The organism is Luteolibacter sp., assembly GCF_039920825.1.
GTDB lineage: Bacteria > Verrucomicrobiota > Verrucomicrobiia > Verrucomicrobiales > Akkermansiaceae > Luteolibacter.
Genome location: NZ_JBDSCX010000087.1, coordinates 13,178 through 31,176 on the forward strand (window position 1 = coordinate 13,178; position 17,999 = coordinate 31,176).

At 58.5% G+C, this 17,999-nt stretch carries 14 protein-coding genes; 9 read left to right on the forward strand and 5 right to left on the reverse strand.

Going from position 1 to position 17,999, the window contains the following annotated elements:
• The first annotated feature begins 13 nt into the window (after positions 1-13).
• Complete coding sequence (locus ABIQ96_RS25285; protein WP_348217444.1) at positions 14-1,591, forward strand: FAD-dependent oxidoreductase; 1,578 nt, start codon at positions 14-16, stop codon at positions 1,589-1,591.
• 58 nt (positions 1,592-1,649) lie between these two features.
• On the opposite strand, the gene bamA is transcribed toward ABIQ96_RS25285, so the two are convergent.
• Positions 1,650-4,013, reverse strand: a complete 2,364-nt coding sequence (gene bamA / locus ABIQ96_RS25290; protein ID WP_348217445.1) for an outer membrane protein assembly factor BamA — start codon at positions 4,011-4,013, stop codon at positions 1,650-1,652.
• Positions 4,014-4,157: 144 nt separating this feature from the next.
• Here bamA and ABIQ96_RS25295 point away from each other — a divergent pair, with 144 nt between their 5' ends.
• The 3 genes from ABIQ96_RS25295 (at position 4,158) to ABIQ96_RS25305 (ending at position 6,767) form a co-directional block, all read left to right on the forward strand.
• A complete protein-coding gene (locus ABIQ96_RS25295; RefSeq protein ID WP_348217446.1) occupies positions 4,158-5,792 on the forward strand; it encodes an ABC-F family ATP-binding cassette domain-containing protein in 1,635 nt (544 codons plus the stop codon).
• A gap of 348 nt (positions 5,793-6,140) precedes the next feature.
• Complete coding sequence (locus tag ABIQ96_RS25300) at positions 6,141-6,428, forward strand: YcxB family protein (protein WP_348217447.1); 288 nt, start codon at positions 6,141-6,143, stop codon at positions 6,426-6,428.
• A gap of 12 nt (positions 6,429-6,440) precedes the next feature.
• Entirely contained in the window at positions 6,441-6,767 is a 327-nt protein-coding gene (locus ABIQ96_RS25305; RefSeq protein WP_348217448.1) for a DUF2007 domain-containing protein, read from the forward strand.
• Here ABIQ96_RS25305 and ABIQ96_RS25310 read toward each other — a convergent pair whose 3' ends face one another.
• From ABIQ96_RS25310 to ABIQ96_RS25320, 3 genes are all read right to left on the reverse strand, one after another.
• Complete coding sequence (locus ABIQ96_RS25310; protein ID WP_348217449.1) at positions 6,768-7,151, reverse strand: PIN domain-containing protein; 384 nt, start codon at positions 7,149-7,151, stop codon at positions 6,768-6,770.
• The gene (locus tag ABIQ96_RS25315; RefSeq protein ID WP_348217450.1) at positions 7,148-7,384 is read right to left on the reverse strand and encodes a type II toxin-antitoxin system VapB family antitoxin; all 237 of its coding nucleotides are present in this window, start codon (positions 7,382-7,384) and stop codon (positions 7,148-7,150) included. Before ABIQ96_RS25315 ends, ABIQ96_RS25310 begins: the two co-directional genes overlap by 4 nt.
• A gap of 160 nt (positions 7,385-7,544) precedes the next feature.
• On the reverse strand, positions 7,545-8,897 hold the full coding sequence (locus tag ABIQ96_RS25320) for a hypothetical protein (protein ID WP_348217451.1): 1,353 nt from the start codon (positions 8,895-8,897) through the stop codon (positions 7,545-7,547).
• A gap of 242 nt (positions 8,898-9,139) precedes the next feature.
• Between ABIQ96_RS25320 and ABIQ96_RS25325 the strand changes: the two genes are divergently transcribed.
• Together ABIQ96_RS25325 and ABIQ96_RS25330 are read left to right on the forward strand one after the other, a co-directional pair.
• Positions 9,140-11,446, forward strand: coding sequence for a Tex family protein (locus ABIQ96_RS25325; protein WP_348217452.1), 2,307 nt, complete (start codon positions 9,140-9,142; stop codon positions 11,444-11,446).
• A 126-nt stretch (positions 11,447-11,572) separates the two neighbouring features.
• A complete protein-coding gene (locus ABIQ96_RS25330) occupies positions 11,573-14,704 on the forward strand; it encodes a PQQ-dependent sugar dehydrogenase (protein ID WP_348217453.1) in 3,132 nt (1,043 codons plus the stop codon).
• A gap of 49 nt (positions 14,705-14,753) precedes the next feature.
• Here the strand turns inward: ABIQ96_RS25330 and ABIQ96_RS25335 are convergent, their stop codons facing one another.
• Positions 14,754-15,569: a hypothetical protein gene (locus ABIQ96_RS25335; RefSeq protein WP_348217454.1), complete on the reverse strand. Its 816-nt coding sequence runs from the start codon at positions 15,567-15,569 to the stop codon at positions 14,754-14,756.
• A 200-nt stretch (positions 15,570-15,769) separates the two neighbouring features.
• Between ABIQ96_RS25335 and ABIQ96_RS25340 the strand changes: the two genes are divergently transcribed.
• The 3 genes from ABIQ96_RS25340 (at position 15,770) to ABIQ96_RS25350 (ending at position 17,823) form a co-directional block, all read left to right on the forward strand.
• The gene (locus tag ABIQ96_RS25340; protein ID WP_348217455.1) at positions 15,770-16,939 is read left to right on the forward strand and encodes a glycoside hydrolase family 76 protein; all 1,170 of its coding nucleotides are present in this window, start codon (positions 15,770-15,772) and stop codon (positions 16,937-16,939) included.
• 229 nt (positions 16,940-17,168) lie between these two features.
• Complete coding sequence (locus ABIQ96_RS25345; RefSeq protein WP_348217456.1) at positions 17,169-17,534, forward strand: hypothetical protein; 366 nt, start codon at positions 17,169-17,171, stop codon at positions 17,532-17,534.
• Between the two features lie 166 nt (positions 17,535-17,700).
• Positions 17,701-17,823 carry a hypothetical protein gene (locus ABIQ96_RS25350; RefSeq protein WP_348217457.1) on the forward strand — a complete coding sequence of 41 codons (123 nt, stop codon included), beginning with the start codon at positions 17,701-17,703 and terminating at the stop codon, positions 17,821-17,823.
• Positions 17,824-17,999 lie beyond the last annotated feature (176 nt).

Below are 17,999 nucleotides of genomic sequence, written 5' to 3' on the forward strand. Positions count from 1 at the left end.
CCGACGTTTTCCCGTGGAACCTCCGATCGAAACCGTCGACATCGTCCTGCCTCTGGAGAAATCCGAGGACGAAACCGCCCGCCGCCAAGCCGCGGCTATCAAGCTCGGCATCCCCTTCGCGCGGATCGGCGGAATCAAACTCCGCAAGCATTCGATCGATGCCCGCCAGCGCGCGGTCAAGGTTCAGCTCCGGCTGGATGTCGCTCTCGATGGTCCCCTGCCCCCGGATGAAACGCCTCATTGGTCGGCACCGCCGCTTTCCCCAAATGCGCGGCCGGTCATCATCGTCGGTTGCGGACCCGCGGGACTTTTCGCCGCACTGCGCTGCCTGGAAAACGGCCTGAAACCAATTCTGCTAGAGCGCGGCAAGGATGCCAGCGCGCGCCGCTTCGACCTCGCGCCGATCCTGCGCGAAGGCAGGGTGATTGAGGAATCCAACTATTGTTTCGGCGAGGGCGGAGCGGGCACGTTTTCCGACGGCAAGCTCTACACCCGCGCCACCAAGCGGGGTCCCGTCGCCAAGGTTTACGAAGTGCTGGTCGCCCATGGTGCGCCTGAGGAAATCCTCACCGACGCGCATCCGCACATCGGTTCAAATCTGCTGCCGAACGTCGTCAAGGCGATCCGCCAGTCGATCATCGCCGCCGGGGGTGAGGTTAGATTTCAAACCAAAGTCGTCGATCTCCTGGTTTCCGGAAACCGGATCCACGGCGTCGTCACCGCGACCGGTGAGGAAATTCTGGCGGATTCCGTCATTCTTGCCACCGGTCACTCGGCGCGCGACATCTACCGTTTGTTAGAGTCGAAGAACATCCTGTTGGAGCCCAAACCATTTGCCGTCGGTTTCCGGATCGAGCATCCGCAGCCGTTCATCGACCGCACGCAATACCATCTGAATCCGGATCAGGAACGTCCGCGCTTGCTGCCCGCCGCGCGCTATCGGTTAGCCACGAAGATCCGTGGCCGCGGCGTGCATTCGTTCTGCATGTGCCCCGGCGGCTGGATCGTTCCCGCGTCCACGGAGAATGACGAGGTCGTGGTCAACGGCATGAGCCTTTCCCGCCGCGACTCCCCTTTCGCGAACTCCGGCATGGTCTCCACCGTCGAACCCGAGGACCTCCAATATCTAACCAAGGAACACGGCGTGCTCGCGGGCCTCGTTTTCCAGAAAGAACTCGAACGCACTGCCAAGATCGCCGGCGGCGGCGGACAGGTGGCGCCGGGCCAGCGGGCGGTGGATTTCCTTTCGGGAAAAATTTCCTCCAGCCTGCCGGAAACCAGCTATTTCCCCGGCATGACTTCCGCCCCGCTCCATGATCTGCTTCCATCCTGGATCACCAGCCGCATGCGCGAGGGCTTCCGGCTGTTCGGCCGCCAAATGCATGGCTACCTCTCCGAGGATGCACTTCTGCTAGGATTCGAAACCCGCACCAGTTCACCGGTTAGAATCCCCCGCCGCGACGATACTCTGGAACATCCCGAGATCGCCGGACTCTACCCGTGCGGCGAAGGCGCGGGCTACGCCGGCGGCATTGTCAGCGCCGCCATGGACGGACTGCGCATTGCCGATGCGGCTTGCATCCGGAAATGAAAAAACCGGCCCACCGTGAACGGAAGGCCGGTTTCATGAAGTTAGAGACAGGCAGCGATCAGAACTGCGTGCTGAGGGAGAAGTTGAACTGTCCTCCCTTGTCCGCTTCCGAGTCCGGAGTGGAAACCGGGATCGCGTAGTCGAGGGCGAGCGGCAGCGGGCTGATCGGCAGTTTCAGGCGGATACCGACACCCACGTCGCTGTAGATATCGTTCGGGCTGGCGTCCCAACTGTCGAGGTTGACGAAGCCGGTGTCGGAAAAGACCGCGGCACGGACGGTTTCGATGATCGGCACGGTGTATTCGAAGGAAACGTAGCCGAGCGAGTTGCCGCCGTAGACTTCATTGGTGTAGCCCACGTCGCGAGGTCCGACATCGCGGAATTCATAGCCGCGGAGGGTGCGGCCGCCACCGAGGAACATTCGCTCGAAGATCGGGACCTCGTCGCCGTTCGTGCTGTCGACAAAAGCCATTTCGCCGTTGACCGAGAGGATCGAATCCCACTTGAGATTCCAATATTTCGCACCGCGGGCGGAAAGCGAGATGGTGTTGTCGTCGCCACCGAGACCGGCCAAGGTCAGACCGATGTCGAACTTCTCTCCGTTACGGGGCTGAACCACGCTGTCGCGGCTGTCATAAATGTAGTTGGCCGAAAGCGCGCTGCGCAGATAGTCACCGCCGATTTGGTCATCGGAAAGCTTCGACTTGGCGCCGTTGCCACCGTAGTCGGCATCATCCACCGACGAGTCGATCTGGACCTGCTCCAGACGATACTCGCCCTTGATCGAGCCTTTCGGTCCGAATGGCTTTCTGAGAGAGACTGCACCACCGACGTTGGTTTGGTCGTAGTAGTCGCTGAAATAACTCGACTGCTTGTAGAACAATTCCGTTCCCAAGGCCAACTGCTTATCCATGAACCACGGCTCGGTGATCGAGACGCTGAATTCGGATTGCTCGGAACCCGCACGAAGGTTCATTGCGAAGCGCTGTCCGCCACCGGTGAAATGCCAGGGATTGAAGATGTCGAAGTTCGACTGCTCCAGCGTGAGGAATCCGACGATGCTGTCGATCGAGCTGAAACCGACACCAATCCCGACGGAACCGGTGGCCTTTTCCTCAACCAACACGTTCACGTCGCGGTAACCGGATCCGCCCGGCGAACCGGTGGTCTGGACATCGCTGAAATACTGGAGGTTTTCGAGGCGGGCCTTGGTCGTTTCAAGTTCCACCGAGTTGAACATGTCGCCCGGCTTGAGAGGAATTTCCCGGCGGATGACCTTGTCCTTGGTCTTGGTGTTGCCGGCGATGTTGACACGGCCGACGCGGAACTTCGCGCCTTCGGTGATGCGGTAGGTGATGTTCACGCGGTTAGGTCCGGCATCGCGGATGTCGGGCGTGACCAAGGCATCGGCATAACCGCGGGAGCCGTAGAAACTGCGGATCGTGGTGATGTCGGCGCGCATCTTTTTCGAGGAATACGCGTCGTTGCCGTTCAGCGTGAGCGACGGATAGAGTTCCTCGGGTTTGAAGACGGTCATCTTGCCGAAGCCGACGCCAGCGACGGTGTATTTGTCTCCTTCGTGAATCGGAATGTAGAGATCCACCCGGCCGTCAGGCAGAGCCACACGGCGTATGCCGGGACTGCTGGCGCGGAGGTATCCGTGGCTACGGTAGTAATCGAGGACGGCATCGAGGTCCTTGTCCAACTGGCTGGAATCAAACCGGCCGGACTTGGTCAGCCACGAGAACCAGCCCTTTTCCTTCGTCTTCATTTCCTTGCGAAGCTCCGGATCGGTGAACGCATGGATGTCCTCGAAATAGATCTTGTGGATTTCGTTCTTCGTTCCTTCGTCGATGACGAAAATCAAATCGGAGTGTCCGGGTTGCGATGACGCCTGCGTGCGGTGCGTGACCGTTACGTCGGGATAGCCGGATTCCTGATAGTATTTCTCGATGTTCCGCCGGGCCTCGAGAATCTGTTCGTCGCTGAGAGTTCCACCGGCTTTCAATTTCGATTCCTTGGCCAGCTTCTGGTCCTTGTAAACCGTGTTTCCCACAAATCCCACACCGTCCAATTGCGGACGCGTCGTCACTTCCGCGATGAGCTTCACGCTCCCTCCCGAGGGCTCCGCGAGGAAACGGACGTCATCGACCAGACCGGATTCATACAGCGACTTGATGTCGGTATCGAGATTCTCCGCATGATACTGCGAACCAGCCTTGGACGCCATCAGGTTCCGAAGTTTGGCTTCGTCCACGGTCTTCGGGCCGTTGAAGCGGATCACCACTTCGGAAATGTTTTTCCCCTCGAAATCCTGCGCGTGCAAGGTGCCTGCCAGCGCGAGGACGGATAACGAGGTCAGGGCGGCAAATTGGCCCAAGCCACGCGGCATGAGGAATGAGGGAGAAGTGGGGAAACGCATGCAGGTATTGTGGTTGCGCTATAAAGCCCGTCCGCGCCCCGATTCGTCAAGGTCAATAGCTGCCATTTCCTTAAGTTTCCCTTATAAATCCAGCCCGCTGCCGAAATCCTTGCCCAGCGCCCGCTCGTGTTCTAAACCCCCGGCGTGCTCACGATTCACAAGCTTACCAAAACTCTCGGCGGCCGCACCCTGCTCCGCGAGGCGGAAATGTCCATCAACTGGGGCGAACGCGTCGCCCTCGTCGGCCCCAACGGTGCCGGCAAATCCACCCTCTTCCGCATGATCCTCGACGAGGACCAGCCCGACGAAGGCTCCATCGAGCGCGACGAATACGCCATCACCGGCTACCTCCCGCAGGAAGCCGGCGAGCCTACCGATGAAACGATCATCGAAATCGCCATGGGCATCACCCCGGAAATGATCGGCCTCCTCCGCACCATCCGCGAAGGCGAGGCATCCGGCGATCTCTCCACCCCCGAGTTCGCCCACGCCCAGGACCAATTCACCGCGCTCAACGGCTATCAACTCGAACCGAAGGCGAAAAAAATCCTCCACGGCCTCGGCTTTAAGAGCGACGATTTCAACAAACCCGCCCGCGAATATTCCGGCGGCTGGGTCATGCGCGCCCACCTTGCCCGCCTCCTCGTCATGGAGCCGGACCTGCTCATGCTCGACGAGCCGACCAACCACCTCGACCTGCTCTCGCTCCTCTGGCTCCAGCGCTATCTGTTAAATTACTCCGGTGCCATCCTCATGATTTCGCACGATCGCGACTTCATGGACACCATCATCGAGACCGTCATCGAAATCGATCCCGACGCCGCCGCCCTCATTTCCTACACCGGAAACTACACCGCCTTCCTCGATCAGCGGGAAAAACGCTACGACCTGCAAGTCCAAGCCTACCGCAACCAGAACAAGGAAATCGAAGCTCACCAGGAATTCATCGAGCGCTTCCGCCAGGTCGGTTCCAAGGCCGCGCAGGTCCAGTCCCGCATCAAGCTGGTCGAAAAAATCGAACGCATCGAAAAGCCCCGCACCCCGCGCAAGCCTTTCAAATTCAACTTCCCCCAGCCTCCCCGCTCCAACCAGAAAGTCATCGATCTCCAAAAAATCGGCCAGTCCTACGGCGATAAGCGCATCTACAAGGACCTCGACCTCACCATCGAGCGCGGCGACCGCATGGTCCTCGTCGGCCCTAACGGCGCGGGCAAATCTACCCTGCTGAAGATTCTGGCAGGCGTCCTCCCCATCGACGGAGGAAAACGCGAACCCGGCTACGCCACCAAGATCGGTTACTACTCCCAGCACCGCGCCGAGACCCTCAACGAAAACAACACCGTTCTCGAAGAAGTCCTCGCCGCCTGCACCACCCTGCGCGATGAGGAAGCCCGCTCCATCCTCGGCTCCTTCCTCTTCCGCCGCACCGATGTCGAGAAACGCTGCGGCGTTCTATCCGGTGGTGAGAAATCCCGCCTCAACCTCGTCAAGTTTCTCGTCGATCCGCCGAACCTCCTTCTCATGGACGAGCCGACCACCCACTTGGACATCCTCTCTATCGACTCTTTGGTCAGCGCCCTGAAAAACTACGAAGGCACGCTCGTGTTCATCTCCCACGATGTCCACTTCATCCGGACTCTGGCAGAAACGACGCTCCACGTCACCCGCAACGAAAAGAACCCGGAAAGCGGCGCTCTCGTCACGAGATACACCGGCGGCTACGACTACTTCATCGAGAAGAGCGGACTCAACGACGACCGCAGCGCCGTGACGGCGTGATCCGCCTTCGCACGAAATAAGGAGCGGGGACCTTATTGTCCCCCTCTTCGTCTTACCTCAGTCATGAAGACGGGACGGCAAAGTCCCTGCTCCGAATCAAATTCGATGGAACCGATTACCATAACCTACTGTTACAACGCGGATGATGCGCGGAAAGGGAGTGAGCAAATCCGAAAACATCTGCACAAATCACAATTCCTGAATAACCTATTAGCGGTCATCCTCTACGGCTGCTTTTCATGCCTATTTCTGTGGCTGGTAATTGGCAAACTGCCTCTCCCCGTCGTTTTGATCGTTTTCGGAGCCATTTCCTCGGTATTTCCGATTTCATGGGTGGTCATCAAACTGATGAACCAATCCATCATCCGCCGGTATTTCGACTCACTGCGGGAAACCGAGGAAATCAAATGGACAACTTCCGAGTCCGGCATCGAAGTCATCACGACAAACTCAAGATGGGAACTCAAATGGCTTGGCATACCCTGCGTGATCTCGACTCCAGATGGATTCCTCTATCAATTTGATTCAAAAAACTATTACTTCCTCCCCAGCCGTGCTTTCTCGACCCCGGTGGACATTGAAAACATCAAAGCCCTCGCTCGCCAACACGCCACCGATTTCAAAGAGCTGAAATAACCCAACCCCACCATGCGAATGCGCCTCGTCTTCGACAACATCGACTTCACCATCGTCGGCCACATGGCGTCGCTGTTGGAAAGCGAGGGCATCGCCTGTGAGATCCGCAATGCCGGTGCTTCCGGACTGGCCGGCGAGATCCCCCACACTCTGGTCTATCCGGAACTCTGGGTGCTCGACAAGATCGACGAGGAGCGCGCCCGGGAAATCATCCGAGTCTATCGAGACAAGGACGCATCCGCTCCCGTCGTCGCGGATTGGACCTGCCCGAAATGCGGTGAAATAGTCGAGGGCGTCTTCGCCGAATGCTGGAACTGCGGAGCCGGAGCGCCTTCATAGCTAAGGGCACACCGCATCGATCATATCAAAGTGCCTGTCGCAGTGCAGAAGCTTTACCTGATAACGACGCGAGCAGGCATGCACCAGTAGATCGCCGAAAGGCACGTTCACTCCGGCCTTGAGACAGGCACGGCCATTCTTCCCCGCCATTTCCCAGCAGAGCGTGTCGAATTCCAACCATTCACAGGAATCACGCAGCCGCTGGAGCTCGGTTTCCTCACGCTTGCCGCGGATTCCTTGATAGAGTTCGGTCCACACAGGATCGGTCAGAGCCAGTTTTCCAAGTTCCAACAACCTGCTGACTTCGTCGCGAAATACCCCCTCGCCACCGGCCCGGGCTGCCGAAATCCACGCAGAACTATCGATCAGAACACAGTCTCTCATGACCGGTCAGAGCGTTTATTTCGAATCGTTTCGATTTCCATTGAATCACCCGCCTCGATCTCTTCGTTGGTAGCGATGTCCCAAGTCCCTAGGGAGGAAACGAGCTGTTTGATCTTCTGCTGCCGGTTGTAATCCTCAATCGCTTTCACCACCGCCTCGCGTTTCGTTTTCGCCCCGGTGAAACGCATGGCATCCGCCAGCACCTGATCCGGAATATCAATTGTCGTCTTCATGGAATCCAAATATTCGAAAAAAGGATTCCCCGCAACGCTTGATTCGCATTTCAACCTAATTCCCCCCTGCCCTGAAAATCCCCCCCCCGCCGAAATTCTTGCCGCCTCCTCGAGATCCTCTTAGAACATCCCATCCACAGAATCTGCCACGAAGCCATCGCTATTTTCCGAGTGCCTTCTGCCTGCTTTCAGCCAGTTGCTTTTGGACGGCCTCCGCATTCGAGCCCGTTAAACCGAGTGCTTGGATGCGATACTCCAATACCCGAAAATCGGTCTCATTGGGTTTCGTCGAGCGACTGCCTAAATTCCTGATGGCATTCTCCAGATACGCGGACTGGTCATCGGCGGATTTGAGCAACTTTGCCATGCCCACCGGATCGGACCGGCCGCTGCGATTTGCCAAGTTTGTCACATCCCCCACCGTCAGTTCCACTCCCGGTGGCAGCACCTCCGCCATCCGGGTGATGAAGTTCGGGCTGTTGTACATCTTGCCCGCCTCGTCCATGAAAACTTCCTTTTCCTTGCCCGGCTGCCGGGCCAACGCGCTTTTCACGAGTTCCAGCGCCTCGGCAGTCTTCCCTTGCTGGGCGAGGTTTCCGGCGAACGAAATCTCACGACTGGCCCGCTCCGGGCCGGAGGGCATCTTATCGATCAAACTCCGGGCTAGTGCCGGATCGTTGCTGGCGAGGGTTTGCAGCATAGTGGTCATCGTCCATTGTTCCATCTTCCCGTCTTTCACCCGCTTATCCAGTTCTTCCAGAAATCCGGGCATGTCCTCTTTCGGCAGGTTCCTGAGAAGGCTGCTCATGTAGCCGCCCGCTCCGGAGGATGGCACCGAATCGAGGAACTGAAGCAAAGCGACCTTACCCTGTTTGGCGGCGTTGCTGGCCAGGCTGTAGGCTCCATCCATCGAGTCTCCTCCGAAGCTGGAGATTCGCCCTCCCAGCAGGGCATCCTGATACATCTCCATCGCCCGGCCGGGATCACGGGCCACCGCCGCGCTGATCGCCACACTCTTCCACGAATCCGCATCCGGCTGGGCATCCGCCCATGCCATCGCCTTGTCCAGGTCCCGGCTCGCGTAGGCGTTGAAGATCACGCGTATGCGATAGGTCGGCACTCCCTCTTCCTTCGATATGGCCATCAAACTCTCCATTTCGGATAACGGCAGCTTACTGAGCATGAGTTGAAATTCGTAATTGTTCCGCGCTGCATCAAGTAAACCGCCGTTCACGCGGGGATCGAGGTTCGCTTTCACGATTGCCAACGCATCGCTCGCGGACATTCTCACATATTCCCGCCCATTCCCGAATCCGGACGCCACGCTTTCCGCCTTGTTTGTCGAGCGCCCCGCCGCTCCGCCACCGGTCCACCGCGACGACTTCGTCCGACTTGAATTCTCCGCCGCATCTTCCTGCGCCGAGCGTCCCGGGCCAGCCGCCATGTTGCCCACGACAAATCCGATCGCGATTCCAATCAGTACCGTCCCGGCGACCAAGGTGGGGGTTTTCATGTTCCGAACCCTACTTTCCCCTGCGCCTCCGGCGATCAAAAACTAGCAGCTCTCCCCCGCCCTCCGGTTTGTCGGCCCGGCGGCTTTGAATCTGCGGCGTTTCCACGGCAAGTAGTGATTTCCGCAAGCCTGAAATGCCGGATCGCACCTCAATTTTCCGTACGCCGTGTTTCACTTGCCGCCCCAGCGGGCCTCCTCTAAGTCCCTCTTGAAACCCACCTCAACTTTTTAATTTCACCCGCATGACCCACCTCGAAGCCATCGCCCGCGAAACCGGCATTTCCCTTTCCTCCGTCACCGCCACCTCCAAACTTATCGCCGAAGGTGGCACCGTCCCTTTCATTTCCCGCTATCGTAAGGAACAAACCGGATCGCTCGACGAAGTCCAGATCACCACGATCCGCGACCGCATGCTGCAGCTCGCCGAGCTCGATTCCCGCCGCACCGCCGTTCTGAAATCTCTCGAAGAGCGCTCGCTTCTCACTCCCGAGCTGAAAAAGAAGCTCGAAGCCGCGCTCACCGTGAACGCCGTCGAGGACATCTTCGCTCCCTATCGCCCGAAGCGTCAGACACGCGCGACCAAGGCCATCGAACGCGGCCTTACCCCGCTCGCCGATTTCATTTTCGAAAACCAATCCGCCGATCCCGAGGAGGAAGCCGCGAAGTTCCTTAACCCGGAAATGGAAGTGCCCACCATCGTCGAGGCCCTCGCCGGTGCCCGCGACATCATCGCCGAACGCGTGGCCGATGACGCCCCGCTGCGTGGCCGCGTCCGGAAAATTTACGAGGAGGACGCCACCGTTTCCTCCAAGATCATGTATGGAAAAGAAGAGGAAGGCGACGCGCAGAAGTTCCGCGACTACTTCGAGTGGAGCGAGCCGTTCCACTCCATCCCGTCCCACCGCATGCTCGCCATCCGCCGCGGCGAAAAGGAAGGATTCCTGCTCATGCGCGTTGAGGTCCCGATGGAACGTGTGGTTTCCCAAGCGCTTCCCGATTGGGTCAAATCCACCGGTCCCGCCGGCAAGCACGTCGCCCAGGCCGTCGAGGACGGATGCAAGCGCCTGCTCATGCCATCGATGGAAACCGAATCCCGCCTGATGGCGAAAAAGCGCGCCGACGAAACCGCCATCACCGTTTTCGCCGACAACTTCCGCGAACTCTTGTTAGCCTCGCCGCTCGGTGAAAAGCGCTTGCTCGCCATCGACCCCGGTTTCCGCACCGGTTGCAAGACCGTCGTGCTCGACCGCTCCGGCAAGCTGCTCCACCACACCGTGCTCCACGCCACCGCCGGTTCGCAAAACCAGGCCTACGAAGCCGCCGTCGAAGTCACCACGCTCATCAAGAAGTATGACATCGAGGCCATCGCCATCGGCAACGGCACCGCCGGCCGCGAGACCGAAGCCTTCATCAAAAAACTCAAGCTCCCCTCCTCCATCCCCGTCGTGATGGTGAATGAAAGCGGCGCTTCCATCTACTCAGCCTCCGATGTCGCCCGCGAGGAATTCCCTAACGAAGACGTCACCGTCCGCGGTGCGGTTTCTATCGGCCGCCGTCTGATGGACCCGCTCGCCGAGCTGGTGAAGATCGACGCGAAAGCCATCGGCGTCGGCCAATACCAGCACGATGTCGATCAACGCGCGCTCAAAGCCAGCCTCGACGACACCGTTGTCAGCGCAGTGAACGCCGTCGGCGTCGAGCTCAACACCGCCTCCAAACAACTCCTCTCCTACGTCTCCGGCCTCAATTCCTCGCTCGCCGAAAACATCGTCGCCTGGCGCAATGAAAACGGCGCGTTCACCTCGCGCGAGCAATTGAAGAAAGTCCCGCGCCTCGGCGAGAAAGCCTTCGAGCAAGCCGCCGGATTCCTCCGCGTCCGCGGCGGCGCGCACCCGCTCGATTCCTCCGCCGTCCACCCGGAACGCTACCCGCTCGTCGAAAAGATGGCGGCCGACGCCGGATGCAAGGTCGAAGAACTGCTAGGCAACGAAGTCGCCCGCAAGAAGATCGACTTGCAGAAATACGTCGATGACCAGGTTGGCTTGCCGACCCTCAAGGACATCGTCGCCGAGCTCTCCAAGCCCGGTCGCGACCCGCGGAAACAATTCGAGCTCTTCTCCTTCGTCGAAGGCGTCGAGAAACCCTCCGACCTCACCATCGGCATGAAGCTTCCCGGCATCGTCACCAACGTCACCGCCTTCGGTGCCTTCGTCGATGTCGGCGTCCACCAGGACGGCCTCGTCCACGTCTCGCAGCTAGCAGACCACTTCATCCGCGACGCATCGGAAGTCGTCAAGGTCGGCCAGAAAGTCCAGGTCACCGTCGTCGAAGTCGATCTCAAACGCAACCGCATCGCCCTCTCCATGAAGAGCAAGGTCGATCTCGACAACCGTCGCAGCTCCGCCGACGACCGCGACTCCCGCCCCGGTGGTGGCGGAAACCGCAACAACGGCCCCCGCCCCCAAGGCCGCCCCGGCGATTTCCGCCCCAACGCGGCCCCAAACAACGACTGGTTCTCCCAAGCGCTGAACAACGCGAAGAAGAAATAAGGAGTGCCGGACTTCGGCCGCCACGGTTGGGAGCAAATCATCCCGCCGAAATCGACCTCGGCGGCACGCTCGCCCTTTTATGATCAGGCTTTGATTTCTAGTAGATCCCGCCGACTGTCAGACTTTATGAGCAAGCGCCCTTCCATTCTAAGACTCTCACTGATATTCCTCTTGGGATGGATCGGATGCCACGGGATCTCCAACGCAGCAGTCGAACCTAACTGGCCAATCATCGGATTCGCTCCGATCATCAGTGGAGTTGAAAATACCGTGGACATCCAGAATGCGGCGGATGGCTCCAACAGACTCTTTCTCGTCCGCCAGAATGGCATCATCCGGATTCTCAAAAACGGAGCGTTGCTGCCAACGCCGCTGCTGGACGTGAGCGGCAAGATCGCACTTAATGGAGAGCAGGGAGAGCAAGGGCTGCTGGGGCTCGCCTTTCCGCCGGGCTTCGCGCAAAAAAAATGTTTCTATGTTTATTACTGCCGCTCGGGAGACGGAGCCACCGTGGTCAGCCGGTTCCGGATGAGCACGGATCCGAACGTGGCCCTTCCCAATTCCGAGGAAATCCTGCTGGTCACACCGAAACAGGAAACAAACCACAATGGCGGCCAGTTGGCATTCGGACCGGACGGGCTGCTGTACATTTCCATCGGCGATGGCGGCGGTGCCGGCGACCCGGACCACAACAGTCAGAACCTTGCCAACCGGCTGGGAAAAATCCTCCGAATCCATGTGGATCAGAACTCTCCCGGTCTGCCCTATGGCATTCCCGCAGCCAATCCATTTGCCACCAGCACGACGAGGCGCCCCGAGATCCTCTGCTGGGGTCTGCGCAATCCATGGCGCTTTTCGTTCGATCCTCTCACCGGCGACCTTTTCATCGGCGATGTGGGAGAACAACAGCGCGAGGAAATCAATTTCCTTCCATTCGCGTCCTTCAACGCGGGAACCAATTTCGGCTGGTCGGTTAAGGAAGGCACACTGGACTTCGTGGCGCAGACAGGCACCGTCGGCTCTCTCCGGCCTCCGGCCTTTGAATACGACCACTCCCTCGGATCCTCGGTGACGGGCGGGTATATCTATCGAGGAACAAATCCCCGCCTGCAGGGGCTCTATCTGTTCGGCGATTTTCAGACAGGCCGGATTTGGGCGATGGAAAGTCCTGCCGCAGGTGGCCGCGTCTCGCTGCTCAAGGACACCGACTATCACCCGTCCACCTTTGGCAAGGACGAAGCCGGAGAAATCTACTTCGCCGACTACTATGGCAGTTCGGTTTATCGAATCGACGCCCCGGACACGCTTCCACCGCCGACGATCTATCCGCCGACAGGCACCTTCACCGACAGCGTCTCGTTTTATCTCAGCACCAATGTTCCGGGAGCGGTCGTCCGCTATACCACGGATGGCTCGGCACCCGACGCCGACAGCCTCATTTTCAACTCGAACGCAATCCAGAGTTTCGATCCTCTCACTGTCCGGGCCGCGACCTTCCGGGCGGACATGAATCCGAGCCCGCCGGGCGAGGCCATCTATCAGCTCCGGCCCAATTACGTGGCGATTGGCGGGGGAAATGGCTTTTTCAACGATTACACCACCTGTTTCCTCAGCACCTCCACTTCTGGCACGGAAATCCGCTACACCATCAATGGCTCGCAGCCCACGGCAACCAGCCCCCTCTACTCCGCCCAAACCGGAGTCTTCATCGATCACACCCTGGTTCTCAAGGCCGTCGCCATCAAACCGGGCGACGGTTGGCAACCCAGCGAAGTCACAAGCCATAATTTCAATCTGTTCGTCACCGCGCCCACGCTTTCCGCCGCGTATGTCGATCTCTACTCCCCCGTCCAGTTGGTGAACCAGACCCCGGGCACCACCATCCGCTACACCACCAACCGCACCCTCCCCACCGAGCAGTCCCCGATCTGGACAGGCCCTCTGAACGTACCCGAGGGTACCGAGATCAATGTCCTCGCCACTAAAAATGGCATGAATCCAGCCACCGCCCGTCTGATTGTCACCAAGATCTCCGCGCAGAAAACCCGCTTCGAAAAATCAGCCGCCAATCCTGATGGGCAGCTATACGACATCGTCCGCGTCAACGATTCACTCACATACGCGGTCAGTTATGGGTCGCTTTGGAAGCTGGAGGGTGGGGCCTGGACCAGGCTCTATCAAAGCGCTCTCGCCCAGCACTACGTGGCCGTCGGCCTTGCTTCCGATGGCAAGGTGGCCGCCGCCTATTCGGCAAACACCTACGGGGGCATCGAGCTCTTCACACCCTCGGGCACGCAACTCCAGAATTGGTTCATGAACTACGTCACCCCTTCGGATCTCCTCCCGCTGCCTGCGGGAGGTTTCCTGGTGGCGGACTCCACGAGCGACAAAATACTCAAAATCACCGGCCCCAATGCTATCACGCCGCTGCCGCCCTATGACATCCCCCCCACCACGGGCAACTTCGATCTTCGGGCAATGACCCGGGACGGCAATGGCCGGATTCTGGTCGCAACCGATGATGCCCGCATCAGGAGGATAGGCCCTGACAACGTCCTCTCACCCGTCGCGGGCGGCCTGACGGGTTGGGATGACGGGCCGCTCTCCTCGGCCCGCTTTCAACAAGCCCAGGAAATTTGCTGCGACCAGATAGGCAATATATACGTCGCGGATGTTAGAAACTACACGGACGGAAGAATCCGGAAAATCCGGCCGGATGGCACCGTCACCACTCTCTGGGGGTCAGTGTTCCAGACAGGAACCTCCATCGTCCTCGCGCCCGACTCTTTTGGCCCTTCAAATCCCGTGGGCCTGGATGTGGATCAAAACGGGGTTCTTTACATCGCCGGGGATTCCACCATCACGCGCGCCATCCAGGAAGACTGGGACAACGACGGCATCCCGGACACTACCGAGGTCACGCTCGGCGCGCCCTTCGTCGTCGGCATCGATGACCGACTGGCAGACGCCGATGGCGACCTATTCTCGAACGCTGCCGAGTGGATCGCCGGAACGAATGCGCTTCTATCGACCAGTTACCCAACCGAGCGCACGCAAATCCAACTCAAGGATGGCACCGTTTCTCTCAATCTTCCCTGTGAACCCGGTATGACCAATCAGCTCGAATACTCCGACGATCTCCAGAATTGGAAACCCATGGGCGCTCCATCGACTTCCGCCTTCCGTTCCTTTGCCGCCCGCTTCGTCGTTCCGCAGCCCACCACCCAGAGGTTCTATCGTCTCAAAAGCACGCCTTGAAACCAACCTTGTGGCCGACACGGGTGGACCGAAGTCCCACCCTCCCCTGCTAGGGTTTGCCGCGCGGCAGAGACCAAGGGCCGAAGCTCTCGTTGAACGATTCCAAGGTGCTGTTCCCGGAAAGGATGCCAGCCCCGCTGGCAGGATCGGTATACTGATAGGAGACACGGATGGCGTCCTTACCCAATCCCGCCTCAATGAATTCCTCATCCGGCACGAAGGTCGCCACGACGTCATATTTCCCGAAATCCCCGAATGGCTGATGGCTCATGCCCTTGATCAGACGGGCGGCATTTTCCTCACCCGCGATGGTCGCCAGGTCCTTTTGAAATCCGTCACGCAACGCTTGTCCGCGATCCGCCAGCGCGGGGATCCGATAGACGTCTTTCTTCAGTCCGGCGTCGGAAGCCTCTTCATCGTAGCGCGCTCTTTTGGCGGTCTCCGCGGCCATCGTCTTCCAGAAACGTCCGAGCGAGGTTTGAACGGCTTGAATTTGATTGTCGTCCAATCCCATTTCCCTACCGACGCCTGAAGGGAACGTCCCGTTATTCGTAAAGGTCGTGCTGTCGCGGCGCTTCATCATCGCCTGTGCGGTATCCCAATCCACCACCTTGCCATCGGATGAAGTTCTTGCGGGAGGTGGCCTCGAAATGGAGTTGTTCGAAGGCGGTGCGGCGGACGGCTTCGCCACGACGGGCGGGTTGGTGGAAACCGCGGATGGATGGCCGGGATCTGCTGCTTTCGCTGAAGGCGCAGGGAGAGCGTGACGAGCTGCCGGGCCAAACAGCAGATAGCAAATCACCGCCGTGACCGCGCAGGAGACAGGCAACCAACAGACACTCACTTTAGCCCTGAGAATTTCCATGGTCTTGAAAAATAGAAACTTATGGGTGCCAATGCAATCAAAGAGAAACGCAGGTCGCGGGATGACTTGCGCCGATGGCTCTCACCCAGAGCAGAAAGATCTGAGTAAATTTCGATTTTCTGATCACTTACGGTTCCCGAGAAGGATCTGCGTGACATCTGCCGCCTCACCGGCATTTCCTCGCTATCACATTCCGCCGCATGACAAATCCTGCCACTGCCATTCTGCCACTATTCCTGATGCTGCTTGGCCCATCGACCGCCCTAGCGGAGCCGATGATCTTGACAAAACAAGACGCCAAAGAAGCCGTGGATTACGTCCACGAGCGCTACCTCCAGGATTACACTTCTTTTGGGAACAAGAAGATCCTGGATTGGCAGAAATCGGTTGTGAGCATGATGTTCGTGCATGCGTATGACGTCCTCGGCGACGCGAAATACCTGAAGTGGGCCAAGGAGGCGCTCTTCGTGGATTACAACCTGAGCGATGACCAATGCTGGGGCGCGAACGCCGTTCTTGAACTCAATCTCCATCAGGTCCAACTGGCTGCCAAAAAGCATAAGGATCCGGCGGGCAAGGAAATCGAAGTCATCGATTCCTATCAGGACATTTTCGACCATGCGCTGACGACTTCCCCGCAGTCGGCACCGCCTTTTTTCTACGGCTATTACGATGACCCCAAGACCCAGGGCGGAGGTGGGATCTTCTGGAATCGGGATCACCGTTCCTACAACACCTGCACTCTCGCCCAAGCGGCGACATTGGCCTTCCGGATGCCGGAAAAGGAAATCAACGGGAAATCTCCTCGTGAATTCGCCTCCACCTGGCTCCACCTCCAGTGTGATCTCTTGATCGACAAAGACACGGGACTGGTTTTCGACAACTATCAGCTACGAAACAAGCGCCACTATCCGGGAAATTACTCCTACAACAATGGGACGGTGCTGGCTGCCCTCGGGCTCGCCAGTAAAAAGGCGAAGGAGCGGCATCCGGGGATTCGCGAAGTCTCCGGAAAGGTGATGAACTTCGTCATGACCGACATGGCGGAAGACGGGGTCCTCTACTCCCCATCTGCGGATTTTGGAAACTCAAATGCCCATGCCTTCAATGGGGTTTTCATGCACTTCGCGCCCCTTTTCTTTTTCTCGGATGCCCCGGAGGATGCCAGGAAACAGATGGAAACCCTCGTCAACCAGTCCGCCTCCGCGGTCCGCAAGCAGATGACCTCCAACCGGACTGCGATCAGCTATTCCTGGGGCAAGCCCTTCAATGAAACGGAAGCAAACTGCATGACCACGGTCTCCGGCGTCGAATGCCTGCTCACTTATCTTCAGATCAAAAACAAGATCTTACCGATCGACTACCGTTGAGGAATCGAAGGATCCCTCTGAATCGCCTCCACCCCTGTAGCGTCGGTCTGCGACCGTCGCTGGTTTTCAAAAAGTGACTGAAACGTCTTGTAGCGGCGCTCTGTGAGCGTCGGCGAATGAAGTGCACCTGTCCGGCCGCCAGTTTCAATTAGCGACGGTCGCAGACCGCCGCTACAACTCAGAATCAGACTTTCCTTGCCCCAAAGTCAGACTTTGCGATTCTTCTCCCATGAAAATGACCGTCGAAGTTCCCGAAAAGGATCTGCGTGACATCTCCAGCCCCCTCGTAAGCACCACACTGAAACGCGGGTCGGTGATTTGTCGCGTGGCGATCGTGTTGAATCCCGTCATTTATATCTGCCTGCTGAGATTCGCTGTCTCACATTCGGGAAGACACAGTGGCTTGCATCTTCTCGGTCTTGTTCAATGCCTCCTTCAATTGGCCGTGCCATGCGTTCTGCTGGTCATGACGCAAAAAAGGATGCCAACGGCGGCTCATGCGCTGGTCTTCGGGGATTTTTGTCTAGCACTCCTGAGCTGGGCGGCTGCGACGTGGATGACCTTTCTTCTGATTCTTAGCACGGCGGGTTGTTGAAGCTGGCGAAAAAGGGCGGTTGCGCGCGGCAACGTCTGGAACCCACCCGCGCCATTCGCGACCGAGCAAGAAGAGCCGGAGATGCGATGCCTGAATCCCTCCATCCGGCCCCCTCTGCTGCCTCCTGTTTGAAAATCTTCTTCAGAACAACCGCATCGCCCTCTCCATGAAGAGCAAGGTTGATCTCGCCATCCACCACGACGCGGAACTCATCACCTTCGATGCCGATTTCCTCGCGATCTCCGACCACTCCACCCTGCGCGTCCGATTCCTCTCACGTAATCTGTAACTGCAAACTGCTTTGGTCTTTCGAGAACAGTCGATGCTTGTTAGTCGGGACTGACCCGAATGGCACTGACTTAAGCGAGATTTCGGCGAAAGGAGTGGTCGGAAATCCGGTGATCAGGTTGCTTCTCGTGTGACCTCAAACCAACCCTTCCTCACCGGATTTCCTACGCAGATTTG